Raw genomic sequence first — 15,430 nt, 5'->3', positions numbered from 1 at the left:
TCTTATACAAACTTTACGTACAAGAATCTTACTTTAAGTTCCACTCAGATGGACTTGGATGAGAATCAGCCAATCATTGTATCGGTAGACGTTTCGAATACAGGGAACGTATCAGGTAAGGAAGTTGTGCAGCTTTATGTTCGTGATGCACATTCAACAGTTGAAAGACCTTATAAGGAACTGAAGAGCTTTGAAAAGATCTCATTACAGCCAGGACAGACCAAAACAGTAACATTTACGATAGATAACAGAGATCTCGCGGCTTATGATGACAAGTTGAAAGCTTGGATTACAAAAGCAGGTTTGTTTCAAGTTCTCGTTGGAAGCTCTTCAAGAGATATTAGACAACAGGGTGAATTTAAGACTATCAGAAATGTGAGGCAGCCAAAAAATCCTTACTAACGTCTAGCATCAAAAGAACAAAGGGAGCAGGCCCCATAGCCTGCTCCCTTTCACATCTTATATCCACTTTGTATGGAATGTTCCTTCTTTATCAATTCGTTTATACGTATGGGCTCCGAAATAATCTCGTTGCGCCTGCAGCAAATTTGCAGGCAGCGTTGCCATGCGGTAGCTGTCATAGTACGAAAGCGCTGCGTAGAAAGCTGGTACTGGAATTCCGTGTTGTACAGCTGCTCCAATCACCTTGCGCAGCCCGCCCTGGTATGACTCTACAATTTCCTTGAAATAAGGATCCAGCAGCAAGTTCGGTAAGTCTGCCTTCCGGTCATATGCTTCTTTTATGTTTTGTAAAAAGCCTGCTCGGATAATGCAGCCTCCTCTCCAAAGCAGCGCGATGCTGCCGAAATCAAGACTCCATCCATACTCCTCCGAAGCTGCCTTCAATTGAGTAAAGCCTTGCGCATACGAACAAATTTTGCTCATATATAAAGCCTGGCGTACTGCTTCGATGATTTCTTCTTTATTGAAAAGCTCTGGCTGCTCCTTAGGTCCAGCGAATACCGTGCTGGCATGCATACGCTCTTCTTTTAAAGCAGACATATAACGCGCAAAGACGGATTCTGTAATAATCGGAAGCGCGACACCTAAATCAAGCGCATTCTGACTTGTCCATTTCCCTGTACCCTTTTGTTCTGCCATATCAAGAATCACATCTATTAACGGTTTGCCTGTTTCTTCATCCTTCTTTGTGAAAATGTCAGCTGTAATCTCAATTAGGTAGCTTGTTAGCTCACCTTGATTCCACTTCGTAAAAATTTCATGAAATTCGTCTGCACTTAAATCTAGTGTTTGTTTTAGGAAAAAGTATGCTTCGCAAATTAACTGCATATCTCCATACTCAATCCCATTATGAACCATTTTTACATAGTGACCTGCACCATCTGGTCCCACATAGGAACAACATGGCTCGCCATCCACCTTTGCAGCAATGCTCTCAAGCATCTCCTTCACATGTTCATATGCTTCTTTCTGTCCCCCAGGCATAATCGATGGCCCTTTTAACGCACCCTCCTGTCCGCCGGAAACACCTGCACCGATAAAATGGATGCCTTTTTCAGCAAGACGTTTGTTTCTGCGAACTGTATCAACAAAATACGTATTGCCGCCATCAATCAAAATATCCCCTTTATCTAGATAAGGAAATAATGAAGCAATTGCTTTATCTGTAATTTCCCCTGCATTTACCATAAGGAGAATCTTACGTGGAGACTCAAGGGAGTTGATGAAATCTTCAATTTTATGAGTGCCTACAAAATTTTTGTCACGATTTTCCTCGATGATTTCATTTACTTTTTCTTCTGAAATATCATAGAGGGCAACGGAATACCCTTTACTCTCAAAGTTCAGTGCAAGGCTTTTTCCCATAACGCCTACACCAACGACCCCAATTTGCTGCTTTGGCATATTTAATCCTTCCTTCTTATATTTCTACTTGAACTTTTTACTGTTAGAAATAGATGAGAGCGTTAGTAATACGTAAAGAACCTAACGCTCTATGAAGAGTAATCACATATTTTATCTTAATTTTTAGGAGCTTTTACCCAATCATCAGCAAATTTTTCTATACCCTGGTCTGTTAGTGGATGCTTAGAAATTTGCTCAATTACTGAATACGGAATGGTTGCAATATGGGCACCTGCCATAGCTACACGAGTTACATGATCCGGATGACGAACAGATGCCGCAATAATTTGTGTATCGAAATTATGAACGCGGAATAGTTCAGCTACTTTTGATACTAATTGTACGCCGTCCTCAGAAATGTCATCCAGTCGGCCTAAGAATGGAGATACATAAGTTGCTCCTGCACGAGCTGCTAATAATGCTTGATTCACTGTAAAGATAAGCGTAACGTTCGTTTTCACACCCTTATCCGCAAGATAACGGCAAGCCTCTAAACCAGCTAACGTCATAGGGAGCTTGATTGTAACTTTCTCATCCCCGCCGTTAATTTTGATAAGCTCTTCAGCCTGAGCAATCATTTCATCAGCTGTAACGGCATCTGGAGTTACTTCAGCCGAAACAGACTCTACACGTGGAACCGCTTGGCAGATTTCTGCAATGCGATCTTCGAATTTAACACCTTCCTTAGCAACTAAGGAAGGATTTGTTGTAACACCAGCTAAAACACCAATTCTATACGCTTTTTTGATATCCTCAAGATTTGCAGTATCAATAAAAAATTTCATGATATATTTCCTCCATTTTAAGAATGTAGTAGACTTTTTGCAGTTCGAACAACATTTTCTGTCGTAAATCCAAATAGCTCCATCACTTCAGCTCCCGTTCCTGAAGCTCCGAATGTTTCAATGGACAATATTTTTCCTTCTAATCCTACAAATCGTTCCCATCCTAGGGAGATACCCATTTCTAGTGCCACACGCTTCGTAACAGAAGCAGGCAGAACAAATTCTTTGTACTCTTTCGATTGACGATCGAACAGTTCCCAGCTCGGCATAGCCACAACACGAACGGATACATGCTCTTTTTCCAGTTCAGCCTTCGCGTTAACAGCCAAGGATACTTCCGAACCTGTCGCAATCAGGATAACATCTGGATTTTCATCCGTTTGCGTTAACACATAAGCACCTTTAGAAAGATTCTCTATATTCGCCTCTGTTTCATGGAACACAGGCAGATTTTGACGGCTGAGTACTAGAGCAACCGGGCCATCTGTTTGTTGCAGAGCATACGCCCAAGCACTCGCTGTTTCGTTTGCATCTGATGGGCGGATCACTGTGAGCCCAGGGATCGCACGAAGGGCAGCTAGATGCTCAATCGGCTCATGAGTTGGACCATCTTCTCCGACCGCAATCGAATCATGGGTAAATACATAAGTAACTGGCAGCTTTTGCAACGCAGCTAGACGAATAGACGGGCGAAGATAATCATTGAACACAAAGAATGTACTTACAAAAGGCTTCACGCCTCCATGAAGAGCCATACCATTGCCGGCTGCCCCCATCGCATGCTCACGAACACCAAAGTAGACATTTCGTCCGCTAAATGATTCTACTGCGTATGCTGCTTCTTCCTTAATATCAGTCATAGTAGAGTGAGAAAGGTCCGCGCTTCCTCCGAAGATAGAAGGAACTGCTTTGACAAAGTGGTTAATTGCTTCTCCGCTAGCCACACGAGTTGAAATAGCTTTCTCTGTGCCAAAAGTCAAGATATCTTTTGCCTCGATAAGAACCTCCCCTGCAATCGCACGTTCTAGTTCATTCGCTAATGCAGGATAAGCCTCTTTATAAGAATGGAACAATTCATTCCAGTGATCTTCTTTTCCAATACCTCTTTGTTTGAGTTCTTCAAAATGAGCCTTTACTTCTTCCGGCACGAAGAAGTCCTCTTCGTAATGCCAGCCATACACTTGCTTTGTTGCTGCCGCTTCTTCTGCTCCAAGCGGATTCCCATGTGCCTTGTTTGTTCCAGCAACTTTTGGACTGCCATAACCGATAATCGTTCTAATTTCGATAAGAGTTGGCTGATCCGTATTTTGCTTCGCTAATTCAATTGCCTTTGCGATATCTGCGACATTATTTCCATCTTCCACGCGTAAATATTGCCAATGAACAGATTCAGCTCGTTTTTGAATGTCTTCTGAAAAAGAAAGGTTTAAGGAACCGTCCAAGGAGATGTCATTTGAGTCATATAAGGCAATTAATTTTCCTAGTTTCATATGACCAGCCATAGACATGGCCTCATAAGCGACACCTTCCATTAAATCTCCATCACCAACTAAAGCATATGTATAGTGATCAATTACCGGAAATCCTTCTCGATTAAATTTCGCAGCCAAATGAGCTTCTGCCATTGCCATCCCTACCGCATTCGCAATCCCTTGTCCTAAAGGACCTGTGGTCGCTTCAACTCCATCTGTATGACCAAATTCCGGATGGCCTGGTGTTTTGCTATTGAGCTTTCGAAAGCTTTTCAAATCGTCCAGAGACACATCGTACCCAGCTAGATGGAGCAAACTATACAACAAGCTAGAGCCGTGTCCCGCAGAAAGAACAAATCGATCCCGGTTAAACCATTTTGCATTTGCAGGATTATGATCGAGATGATGTGCCCATAGTGCGTACGCCATTGGAGCAGCTCCCATAGGAAGACCCGGATGACCAGAATTAGCGCGATTGATTGCGTCTATTGATAAAGTTCGAATCGTATTGATAGCTAGTGTTTCAATGTTATGGTTCATAGTTTTTTCCTCCTTACATTTCTCAAACTTGAAGCTATTTAAAAAAGGGCTGCTTTCGCTTTCTCTCACGTATAAGTAACCGCTTGCAACGAAAACACTACGGAAGAATGCTCCAAGATACTGCATATCCTTTTATACCTTCCGAATATTTCTAATATGAACACTCCCTTGAAATATTTTTTCTTCTATGATTCAAATGATACAAAAAAAATTTCATGATTACAAGATTAATAAAAAAATTTTTTTCTTATTTTTGTTTTCATCAAATTTTATTTCTTTCTCATACTTTATGTTATACTTTATGTAATAACCTTAAAGAAGGGAAGTTTCTTATGGCAGGGAATTGTTTAGGAAAAATACGTTCCTATTACGCTCGACTTAGTGAAAAGGAAAAGAAAATTGCTGAGTATATCCTAGAAAATCCGGAAAGAATGATCCATAGTACGATTAATACAGTGGCTGATGACTTAAGTGTTGCAGAAGCGACCGTCTTTCGTTTTTGTAAACGCATAGGCTTTAAAGGCTATCAGGCTATGAAAATTGCACTGGCATCGGAAGTTATGAATCCTATTCAGCAGATTCACGAAGAAATTAGCGAACAGGATAATGAAAAAACTATAGCTGAAAAAATATTTAAATCTAACATCAGAACATTAGAAAATACATTACAAATTTTAGACAGCGATTCTCTCAAAAAGGCGGTAGAGCTCATTCTTCATGCCAATCGAATAGAGTTTTATGGAACAGGCGGCTCAGCGGTCATTGCGATGGATGCCTATCACAAATTTCTACGAGCAGGAATGAAAGCATTTGTCTTTTCCGACTCCCATTTTCAATTAATGTCTGCTTCCCAGTTAACAGAAAATGATGTTGCTGTTGTCATTTCCCACTCCGGCACAAACAAGGATACACTTCGTATCTTAAAAACAGCTAATGAAAGTGGTGCTAAAACAATTGGTATTACAAGCTTCCCAAAATCTCCAATCAGCCAAAATGTAGATGTTGCCCTTTATACAACTTCGGAAGAAACCGAATACCGATCTGAGGCGTTAGCTTCACGAATTGGTCAACTGTGCCTGATTGATGCCTTGTATATAAACATTGCAATTTTAAATAGGGAAAATGCAAAAAAATCACTTGAGAGAATCCGAAATGCTATCTCAGAAACCCGAATATGATGAAAATTATCTGTAAAATAAGGACGAATCTCTCTAAAATATCTATATCAACATAAAAAGGTGAGCTGCTTTTAGTAGAAGCTCACCTTTTTACACTTTAGGAAGATATAAATTTCCAGCTAGACGCGAATTCGACGCAGCAGTGAATTTTAGGAATAAAGTGTAAGTGCAGCTACGCCTCTGTCTTCGCCTAAAAAGCTCGCCAATCGGCGAGCTTTCTTTATAAATTAGACAAATAAATCAAGTATTAGAATAAATACAAATGCTGCTACAGATATAATTGTTTCTAAAGCTGTCCATGTCATAAGTGTTTCTTTTACAGACATTCCAAAGTATTCTTTAATCATCCAGAATCCAGAATCATTTACGTGAGAAAGAATGAGTGATCCTGCGCCTGTCGCTAGTACAAGAAGCTCTACGTTCGTACCAGGCATCGCAGCCGCAATAGGAGCAACAATACCAGCTGCAGTCATCATTGAAACAGTTGCAGAACCTGTTGCCACACGAATCATCGCAGCAATACCCCAGCCTAATACGATTGGTGAAATATGTGATTGTTGTGCTAACTCAGCAATATAATTACCAATACCTGAATCCAGTAACACTTTATTAAATGCTCCGCCTGCTCCGATAACTAAAAGAATAGTAGCTGTTGGAGCTAAGCAATCATTCGTAAACTTTAAAACAGTCTCTCTATTTAAGCCGCGGAAGAAACCTAGGCTAAAGAAGGAGTAAACGGTTGCAATTAAAAGAGCGACAACTGGGTCCCCTAAAAATTTAAATACTTTAAATGCCGCGCTGTCCTTTGCCAAGGATAACTCAGCGATAGAAGCAATTAGCATTAAAATAACCGGTACGAGAACTGTAAACACTGTATTGAAAAAGCCCGGAAGTTTCTTTGCTTCTTTATGCTCTGTAAGCTGTTCGCCAATTTCTTTTGGTACTGTTTTATGAATGCGTTTTCCAATCCAGTTACCGTAAAGTGGACCTGCAAGAATAGCAGTTGGAAGACCTACGATAATGGAATAAAGAATTGTTAACCCTACATCTGCCTTGAAAATACCAACTGCAGCCATTGCAGCAGGATGCGGCGGCACAAGTCCATGAACAACTGAAAGACCTGCTACTAACGGAACCCCTATCTTTACTAATGAAACTCCTGTTTGACGTGCAATTGTAAATACTAATGGAATTAAAAGAACAAAGCCCACTTGGAAGAATACAGGTATACCAACAATAAATGCTACAAACATCATAGCCCAGTGAACATTCTTCTCGCCAAAACGAGCAATAAGCGTTTGTGCAATACGCTCAGCTCCACCCGACTCTGCCATCATTTTTCCAAGCATCGTTCCAAGCGCAAGGACAATCGCGAGGAATCCTAACGTATTTCCCATACCTGCTTTAAGAGAATCGATAATACCAGGAACCTTTGCCGGGTCAGGTGATATAAGCGGCATGCCTGTTGCAAGGCCTACGCCAATAGCTGTGATAATAAGGGAAACAAATGGATTGAGCTTTGCCCAAGTGATAAGTAGCAAAAGGGCAACAATCGCTGCTAAAACAATTAGTAATAACATGATGAATCCTCCTTTAGTTCTATAAAGCGTTTACTGAAAACACTTTCATTTCTTGAGTTGATTATAAAGAAAAAAATTTTTTTAATCAATACATTTAAGAAAAAAATTTTTATTTTCATAAAAAATGCATTCCCCATAACAAAGCTATCAAACTATTTCAGTATGCTCAAAAAGCATTTTTATATTGCCTAATTACTTTATATAACAAGTAAAAACTTAAGACTTATATAAACCCACGGCCAGTGTTACAGCACTTTTCTCAAACGAAAAACACTAGATTACCAAAGCAATCTAGTGCTGCAACAGAATGAAAATGATAAAATAAATCATTCAAAAGGGATTTGCTATGAGCACTAGCTTGGTGTTCGCAGGAAAAATCCCCAGTTTCGATCGAAGGAATTCCTTTAGGGAAAGCGCAGTTAAGTAGCGGGAGCGTTCAAATAGGCATCTACAACTTTGGCAACATAATCATCGAGTCCTGATTTAGCTAAAATGACAATTGATTGCTCTGGATCTCCTGGGATTGTAGCGCTGTATGCCTGTGCCTCGTTTTGGTCAAATCTTTTATCCCGATTTACCGTCCATTCATTTCCATTTGCTGCTCCATACCCCTCTAATATCTCCTTAACTCGCTGTTCCAAGTCTCCAGTTGGGCATTCCAATATTTTAATTCTCTCAACTGCATCTTCTAGAATTGGCATATGCTGATCCTCCTGATTATACTCGCCCATTTTCTAACTGGCTTGATATAGATGTACTGCTGATTATTACTGTTATTCCATACTTCAAGTTGGTGCTTTGAATACATTACCATATGTTAATGTATACAGATCTCCATTTCTTATTCCTGTATGAACCTGCTTTTTCACTACAAATAGCTTCATAAAAAATACCACCCTTGAAGGATGGCATGTTAGAATATAATTTTTTAACCTTTCTCCTTAACAGGCTATATCTTCTGCAAGCTTCTATTTACGCGCAATATAATCTGCAGTATGAAAAAAAAGCTAAGGCGATTGTAGTAAGCGTTGGATTTGCAGCACCGCTATGAGGCAATACACTATTATCTGCGACAAATAGTCCTGAAACATTATGCACCTGTCCGTACTTGTTCGTAACCGATGTTTCAGGGTCTTCTCCCATTCGACAGGTACCCATTTCATGATAATCCAGTCCAGGCGGGCGCAGGCAAATCTCCGTTCCTGGTTGAATGCTTACCCTCATGCCATTTAACGCCTGTTTCATCTTTTCTTGGATATAGTTAATCAATACGAGGTCCTTTTGGCTGTAAGAAAAGGTCACGTCTATTTTGGGTATGCCAAAAATATCCCGTTTAGCGGGATGCAAGGCTACTTTATTTTCATACCGAGGTTCAACCTTTCCAAAACCTTGTAAATAAATTGGTATTTTCTCGCGTAATGGCACTTGTCTTTCATGATAAAAGAAGGCTCCCCCTCTTCCATACATTTGAAATTGATATGGAATTTCCGCGGTTTGCGGGACTAGAATACCAAGACTCCCTAAATTTTCGGGGAACTCGAAACGGTTTAACTCCCCATTTACCTCTAAGAAGGAATGATTCACTAGGTAATGTCCAATTGCTTTCCCCTCTATTCCTGAATTCAGTAGAATTCTAGGAGTTTCAAGTGCACTAGCTGATAAAATAATGTTTTTTGCTCGTACGATATAGGTTTTTCCTCCCCACGTTAACACCCTAACTCCTGTCGCTCTATTGTTTTCAACAATAACCTGAACGGCGCGGGAATGGATTGATAAATCAAAAGGATGTAAATTGAGGGATTTTGCTAAGAATGAGATGGAACTAAAAAAGACATCTGAATGAACTTTTCCAAATTTCGCTTGTGAAATATCTGTTGCAATCGGGACATGCATAGCCTGCGGGAACCCGCTTTGGTGAAGACGATCAATGACAATATCAGTTAACAGGGAATCCTCTGTAAACTCCTGAGTAACCTTTAGAACTTCCTCAGCTTTATTATAGTATTCAACTAAATCCTCAGCAGAAATTGGCCAATCCTTAAATTCTGCTTCATTCATTCTTGGACAAACTGCTGACCAGAATAGCGTTCTTCCTCCTAATGCAAACACAAGCCTTGCCCCAGGGAATTCTGGCAGCTCCCGACCTATAGGTGTAGAGATGTTAGGACTTAAAAAATATTGTTGAAAACGTTCTACTTCCAGAGTAGGAACATTCTGTGCATGCGTAGGTAATAACAGTCCTCCTGCTTCAATTATTCCAACTTTTTTCTCTTTGCCCTTCCACTGTTCACATAAATGATAAAGGGCAGCACTTCCCCCGGCTCCGCTTCCTACGACAAGGGCGTCATACTCCTCCATTGCCATTTTTTCAAGGGGAGTAATAGGAATCCAATGATTTAAGTATTCAGCAGGCATTTCTGGATAACATACTGGAGGTGTTTGAGACAGCATGGGAGATGTTGGCTGCTTGGGAATACGAACTTCCATATTCGGGATTTCTTGGTCTGGAAATGCAATATTGGGATTAGCATCTAACAATGTTTGAAGCTCTATATTATACTGATGGGACAGCTTTCTTAACGTATCATTTTTTTGGGCGACTATAGTTTCCAGCATCCTCACCACTCTTTGAGTTATTTTCTTTCTTAATATTTATTGTCTTTTTTTAGATATATAACTTTTTCATACGGAAATGTTTGATGGTTGTATGGGAGCTGAATCCCTGTGCAAGCAGGCTATGGGAGGGGATATTGATATAGGCTGGAATAAAGAAGAAAACAAGCCCCAGCATAGTGTTTAACTTTATCACAACAAAAGTGGCAATAAGCTGGGAATAGCTTCATATTTAAAAGCGGAAGAACATTTCGAGTTTTTTGCACCAAAACCTCAGAAGTCCATATCGGTATGTATAAGAAATTGCCCTTCCAGGTCATTCTATATCACTTCACGGTCATTAATTAAATGGGATTGTTCCTTCGAATTTACGTATATATAAACTAACGTAAATATGAAGGAGGTCAACTCAATGGTTTCGAAAGAAATACTGGATGGCTTCGAAATATATACATTACAAAACGAAAGGTTAATGGCATGTTTGTGTCCGTCATTGGGAAACAATTTGTATAAATTATGGGATCGGGTCAACCAACGCGAAGTGCTGAAAAAGCCCAAAAATCTCAACGTGTTAAAGGATGAACCAATTTACTACGGTATACCTGTTTTGTTTCCGCCAAATCGAACACGCTTTGCTCGTTTTGAATTCCAAGGAAGAATCTATCAATTGGACATTAACTGGGAAAACAAGCATAATAACCACGGATTTCTTGTTTCGCATCCATGGAAAGTCGCATCCACCATGCAAATTGGCAACAGCCAGGCTGTCACTTCAACATTTGCCACGGTTGATTTCCCAGATGTTTTGCGGCAGTATCCTCATGATTTGTTTTTCAGCATGACTTACGAATTGAACGGGAGTACGCTAACACAAAAGGTCAGCATTACAAATCGGGGCACAGTAACGGCACCTATTGGCTTCGGATTACATCCGTGGTTTTGTATTGATCATGAACCGGAAAAATGGATGCTTAAACTTCCGGTTTCATATGAATGGGAGTTAGATCCCGAACTGATGCCAACTGGCAAATTGCTTCCTTTAGGCCCTTATGAAGGGCTAACTAAAGGAATCAATTTACAAGGTGTAGAAATGGAGAAATTGTTTTCAATCGGTGATAACCCTCATACGGCAGTGCTTTCCCGAAGAGATTATGAAATTCGAATCCAAACTTCCGGATTATATAGATATTGGCTCATTTATACAATGGGAAAGGCTAATGAAATTATAAGTATTCAGCCCTACACTTGGGTGACCAATGCGCCAAATCTCCCTTTGCCTCCTGAATTAACCGGAATGATAGCCCTTCAATACGGTGAAACAATAGATCTTAAAATGACAATAGACATTTCGGCTCTGGCTCAAAAAGATTCTCAATATTGACAGATAATCTCTAGATCTTGGGTATACTGCTGCTTCTTAAGTTGATGAATGCGTGGTCCTGACGCCAAAACACAGATAATATCCGCGAAATGTCATCAGGATCACCTGTAAAAGATAAAGATGACTTAGGATAGGGAAACTCACTTCTATCCTTCCAACCAGCTTTGTGACCATTTTTCTATATCTCTCATAAGAGGTTCCAATGCCAAACCTTTATCAGTCAACGAATATTCAATTCGAACTGGGGTCTCTGGAAAAACTTCTCGCTTCACAATCCCTTCGTTCTCCAAATCCTTTAACCTCTCTGAAAGCACTCTGCCGCTGACACCAATTGAAGATTCAATGTTGCAAAAACGCTGCGGACCGGATAGCAGCTGGTAAATAATCATTCCATTCCATCTTTGGCTTAATAAACTCATAGCTTTTTCAAATCTAGGACAAACAGATTTATCCAATTGAATCACTCCTTATTTACTATTATAGTCATACACATAAATAATTAAATTATTTTTTATCAATAAAGTGTTTGACATAATATAATTACAAAAATATAATAACTTACATAAAGTAACTAACTGAAAAATTAAGTTTTAAACTTCGATTTGTTTTCGCTAGGCACAAAATAATTCATAAAGGAGCGTTACGTACATGATAAGAAATAATGAAATCGGTGCAGCAATTTTGAGAGTATTCTTAGGTGCCACATTCTTTATACATGGACTGGCAAAATTTCAAGGCGGCATTGCAAATACGGTTGGATTTTTTGAAAGTTTAGGTCTTCCAGGTTTCAGCGCTTATGTAGTGGCTTTGATTGAATTAATTGGCGGTATTGCTTTGGTTTTGGGAATTGGAACAAGGATTATTTCTCTTTTATTTGTACTTATCCTAGCTGTTGCGACATTAAAGGTAAAACTTGCTGCTGGATTCCTTGGAAATGGTCAAATGGCTGGTTACGAGCTTGATTTAGCTTTAATGGTAATCGCAATCTATCTTGCTGCAACAAGCAAATCCTTTTTAGCTTTAGATAATCTGCTTTTTCGTTCAAAGGATGCTTAAATCAAAAGGAGGATCTAAAATGAATTTTCATCGTGAACCTCATATGTTTGTAGGGCAAGTAAACCTAAAGGTACAAAATTTGGATCGTGCGCTAGCATTTTACCAGGAAGTAATCGGCTTTAAGGTATTAGAACAAACTGAAAGAACAGCTAGCCTGACTGCGGATGGAAAGACAGTTTTGTTATCAATTGAACAACTAGAAAACGTTGTTCCTAAGCATGGAAGAACTACAGGACTGTATCACTTTGCTCTTTTACTGCCTAACCGTGCTGATTTAGGAAAAATATTAAAACACTTTCTCCAAGTCGGCTATCCTTTACAAGGTGGATCAGACCATCTTGTAAGTGAAGCTCTATATTTAGCTGACCCTGATGGAAATGGGATTGAAATTTATGTGGACCGACCATCTTCTACATGGAATTGGAAAAACGGTGAAGTAGTAATGGCAACCGAACCGCTAGATGCAGAGCGCCTTCTTGCGGAGGGAGAAGGGGAACCTTGGATTGCTCTTCCTGCCGGCACCATCATGGGACATATCCATTTACATGTATCCGAGCTGAGAAAGACTGAAGAATTTTATATTAAGGGACTCGGATTTGAAGTGGTTAACCGCTATGGGAATCAGGCACTTTTCATCTCTACTGGTAAATACCATCACCATATTGGGTTAAATACATGGAATGGTGTGGGTGCACCTACACCTCCTGTGAACAGTGTCGGACTCGAATCATTTACTTTAATGCTGCCAGATGAAGAAGCAAGAAATAATGTTATTGCTCAGTTAAAGAGCATTGGTGCATCCGTCACAGAAGAAAATGGTTCTTTTGTTACCTCAGATCCGTCCGAGAATCGTATTCATTTACGGGTTTAAATCAAGAACTCGTAAAGAAACAGGTAAGTAAGTTTGAAATGTTATTCATTATTCAATATACAGTCGTTGAAAAAAGCATAGGCGGTGTGAAAAAATGGGTTTTTTAGACAAAATATTTGGGAAATCCACTAAGGGGGAAAAAACAATGGTAAATGAAACATTAAATATCGGAATTATTTTAGGAAGCACACGTCAAGGGCGCGTAAGCCCGCAAGTAGGAGAATGGATAAAAGGAATTGCTGACAAACGCGGAGATGCAAATTATGAAATTGTAGATATTGCTGATTTTAACTTGCCGTTTTTAGGAACAACCGATGGAACGGAACCAGGAATTGCAGCTTGGAATGCAAAACTTACTGAGCTGGATGGGTTCGTATTCATCGTTCAAGAATACAACCACAGTATTACTGGAGCATTAAAGAATGCTCTTGATTTAGCTCGTGAAGCATGGAACAACAAAGCAGCAGGTATCGTAAGCTATGGTTCAACTGGCGGAGCTCGTGCAGCTGAGCATTTACGAGGGATTTGCGGTGAATTGAAAATTGCCGATGTCCGTACACATCCAACATTGTCTTTATTTACAGATTTTGAAAATGGCACTGAGTTCAAGCCTCAAGCATTACATCTTAAGAATGTCAATGCAATGCTTGATGAAGTTGTGGCATGGAGCGGTGCATTAAAAACATTGAGATAAAAACTAGAAATGCAGGAAAGACTACTGGAACGTATCAAACAGGAAAAGATCATCTACTTGTTCATTCAAAAGGCGGCAGCTTACTGACTATGCAATTGCTGTCCTCAATGAAATAGAAAACCCTCAGCATCTGAATGAAAGATTCACTGTTGTTGATGAGGCTGACTAAATATAAGGAGCTGTAATCGTAAAATTACAGCTCCTTATATTTTGTAAGAATACTAGTTAACGAATCCTCATTCAGGCTTGGTTAGCTTTACTTGCTTAAATACCCACTCTATCATGTCTTTATTTTCGTAAGCAGGGACCCAAGATGCATGATTATATTTCATCTCAGATGGATATTCAGTGTAAAGGGGAGTTCCTCCGGCATCTTTTATAGCTGCAATTACATTTCTGGAGAATGACACAGGAATTACTTGATCGTCCTCAGCGTGAAAAGCCCAAATTGGCTTATTAGCAAGTACATGCGCCTTCGTTGGATCACCGCCGCCCGCTATTGGAACCATTGCAGCAAATAAATCCGGATAGGCTATATTCAAATTAAACGTACCGAATCCACCCTGGGATAAGCCTGTTGAGTATAAGCGATTGCTGTCAATATTATAGCTGTTTCTTACATGTTGAAGGATTTCATATGCTGTTTGCAGATCTTGAGAAAACTCAAAAACTCGGCTTAAGTTGATAACATTATTAGAATCACGGGTAACAGTAAATCCGCCATCAGGTACATTACGTGCCTGCGGCGCTAATACAAAAGCAGGATGTTTCGCTTGATTTTCAGGTGCAGCCCAGATAACCGCACCATCATTAGCCAGCAGCTGCTTTTGATTGTCATCACCGCGTTCTCCTCCGCCATGTAAAAATAATACAAGCGGATACGATTGATTTGGATTATAGTTTTCTGGCACATAAAGGCGATACGGCATTGATTTATAAGTAAAACTCAAAAATTTAGAAGCAAGTGATTCTCTTGTTTCAAACGTGTAGGTGAAAACAGCTGCATCACTGCTTATCTTTCCGTTGCTGACTGCTAATGCGTTACTGCTTACATTCCCTCTCACAGCAATGGCTTTAATGGTTGTATCTTGTTGGATCGTAATTGGTGCAGAATATAGATTACTATTGCTTGTCGGAGTACTTCCATCAAGTGTGTAGTAAATCTTCACACCCGGTGTGGAGGAACTTAGTTGTACGGTTTGTTCTTTATAGTACGACCCTGGTGCTAATGAAGAAACGGGGGCAGCAACTTCCCCATCATTTTCACCATCTTTTGCATGAACTGTTAAAGTTATCGCAGGGAAAATAAATACAGCTAGCAGAATAGCGCTTATGAATTTTGTTAATCTCCAATTTTTCATACGAATCATACGCCCCCTATTAATGTGATAGTT

The 15,430-nt window shown here is 39.8% G+C and carries 14 protein-coding genes and 1 pseudogene; 7 read left to right on the top strand and 8 right to left on the bottom strand.

Translation table 11 applies throughout. The annotated features are described in order from the left end of the window. Positions 1 to 48 precede the first annotated feature (48 nt). Positions 49 to 402: a fibronectin type III-like domain-contianing protein gene (locus AC6HZ4_RS07390; RefSeq protein ID WP_497494337.1), complete on the top strand. Its 354-nt coding sequence runs from the start codon at positions 49 to 51 to the stop codon at positions 400 to 402. A 57-nt stretch (positions 403 to 459) separates the two neighbouring features. On the opposite strand, the gene gnd is transcribed toward AC6HZ4_RS07390, so the two are convergent. The 3 genes from gnd to tkt all read right to left on the bottom strand — a co-directional run bounded on the left by gnd (position 460) and on the right by tkt (position 4,663). Continuing rightward, complete coding sequence (gene gnd, locus AC6HZ4_RS07385) at positions 460 to 1,866, bottom strand: NADP-dependent phosphogluconate dehydrogenase (protein ID WP_497494336.1); 1,407 nt, start codon at positions 1,864 to 1,866, stop codon at positions 460 to 462. 116 nt (positions 1,867 to 1,982) lie between these two features. Further along, on the bottom strand, positions 1,983 to 2,651 hold the full coding sequence (gene fsa, locus AC6HZ4_RS07380; protein WP_497494335.1) for a fructose-6-phosphate aldolase: 669 nt from the start codon (positions 2,649 to 2,651) through the stop codon (positions 1,983 to 1,985). Positions 2,652 to 2,668: 17 nt separating this feature from the next. Next, positions 2,669 to 4,663 carry a transketolase gene (tkt, locus tag AC6HZ4_RS07375; protein WP_497494334.1) on the bottom strand — a complete coding sequence of 665 codons (1,995 nt, stop codon included), beginning with the start codon at positions 4,661 to 4,663 and terminating at the stop codon, positions 2,669 to 2,671. Between the two features lie 332 nt (positions 4,664 to 4,995). Between tkt and AC6HZ4_RS07370 the strand changes: the two genes are divergently transcribed. Next, positions 4,996 to 5,841: a MurR/RpiR family transcriptional regulator gene (locus AC6HZ4_RS07370; RefSeq protein WP_497495631.1), complete on the top strand. Its 846-nt coding sequence runs from the start codon at positions 4,996 to 4,998 to the stop codon at positions 5,839 to 5,841. A gap of 227 nt (positions 5,842 to 6,068) precedes the next feature. On the opposite strand, the gene AC6HZ4_RS07365 is transcribed toward AC6HZ4_RS07370, so the two are convergent. The 3 genes from AC6HZ4_RS07365 to AC6HZ4_RS07355 all read right to left on the bottom strand — a co-directional run bounded on the left by AC6HZ4_RS07365 (position 6,069) and on the right by AC6HZ4_RS07355 (position 10,037). After that, complete coding sequence (locus AC6HZ4_RS07365) at positions 6,069 to 7,421, bottom strand: GntP family permease (RefSeq protein WP_497494333.1); 1,353 nt, start codon at positions 7,419 to 7,421, stop codon at positions 6,069 to 6,071. Between the two features lie 419 nt (positions 7,422 to 7,840). Beyond that, positions 7,841 to 8,122, bottom strand: coding sequence for a hypothetical protein (locus tag AC6HZ4_RS07360; RefSeq protein ID WP_497494332.1), 282 nt, complete (start codon positions 8,120 to 8,122; stop codon positions 7,841 to 7,843). Between the two features lie 271 nt (positions 8,123 to 8,393). Continuing rightward, positions 8,394 to 10,037 carry a GMC oxidoreductase gene (locus AC6HZ4_RS07355; protein WP_497494331.1) on the bottom strand — a complete coding sequence of 548 codons (1,644 nt, stop codon included), beginning with the start codon at positions 10,035 to 10,037 and terminating at the stop codon, positions 8,394 to 8,396. A 409-nt stretch (positions 10,038 to 10,446) separates the two neighbouring features. Between AC6HZ4_RS07355 and AC6HZ4_RS07350 the strand changes: the two genes are divergently transcribed. Further along, complete coding sequence (locus tag AC6HZ4_RS07350) at positions 10,447 to 11,415, top strand: aldose 1-epimerase (RefSeq protein WP_497494329.1); 969 nt, start codon at positions 10,447 to 10,449, stop codon at positions 11,413 to 11,415. Positions 11,416 to 11,561: 146 nt separating this feature from the next. Here AC6HZ4_RS07350 and AC6HZ4_RS07345 read toward each other — a convergent pair whose 3' ends face one another. After that, positions 11,562 to 11,870, bottom strand: coding sequence for a winged helix-turn-helix transcriptional regulator (locus tag AC6HZ4_RS07345; RefSeq protein WP_497494328.1), 309 nt, complete (start codon positions 11,868 to 11,870; stop codon positions 11,562 to 11,564). A gap of 193 nt (positions 11,871 to 12,063) precedes the next feature. Here AC6HZ4_RS07345 and AC6HZ4_RS07340 point away from each other — a divergent pair, with 193 nt between their 5' ends. The 4 genes and pseudogenes from AC6HZ4_RS07340 to AC6HZ4_RS07325 all read left to right on the top strand — a co-directional run. Further along, positions 12,064 to 12,471, top strand: coding sequence for a DoxX family protein (locus tag AC6HZ4_RS07340; RefSeq protein WP_497494327.1), 408 nt, complete (start codon positions 12,064 to 12,066; stop codon positions 12,469 to 12,471). A gap of 19 nt (positions 12,472 to 12,490) precedes the next feature. Continuing rightward, positions 12,491 to 13,342: a VOC family protein gene (locus AC6HZ4_RS07335; RefSeq protein WP_497494326.1), complete on the top strand. Its 852-nt coding sequence runs from the start codon at positions 12,491 to 12,493 to the stop codon at positions 13,340 to 13,342. Positions 13,343 to 13,436: 94 nt separating this feature from the next. Continuing rightward, positions 13,437 to 14,036 carry an NADPH-dependent FMN reductase gene (locus AC6HZ4_RS07330; protein ID WP_497494324.1) on the top strand — a complete coding sequence of 200 codons (600 nt, stop codon included), beginning with the start codon at positions 13,437 to 13,439 and terminating at the stop codon, positions 14,034 to 14,036. 14 nt (positions 14,037 to 14,050) lie between these two features. Continuing rightward, positions 14,051 to 14,205, top strand: a pseudogene (locus AC6HZ4_RS07325) (NAD(P)-dependent oxidoreductase); the annotation flags it as partial. A 67-nt stretch (positions 14,206 to 14,272) separates the two neighbouring features. On the opposite strand, the gene AC6HZ4_RS07320 reads toward AC6HZ4_RS07325, so the two are convergent. After that, entirely contained in the window at positions 14,273 to 15,397 is a 1,125-nt protein-coding gene (locus tag AC6HZ4_RS07320; RefSeq protein ID WP_497494323.1) for a chitobiase/beta-hexosaminidase C-terminal domain-containing protein, read from the bottom strand. Between the last annotated feature and the right edge of the window lie 33 nt (positions 15,398 to 15,430).

Source organism: Ectobacillus sp. OTK (assembly GCF_059698935.1).
Note: the sequence above shows the minus strand (reverse complement) of the source record. Positions and strands in the feature narration are given on the sequence as shown.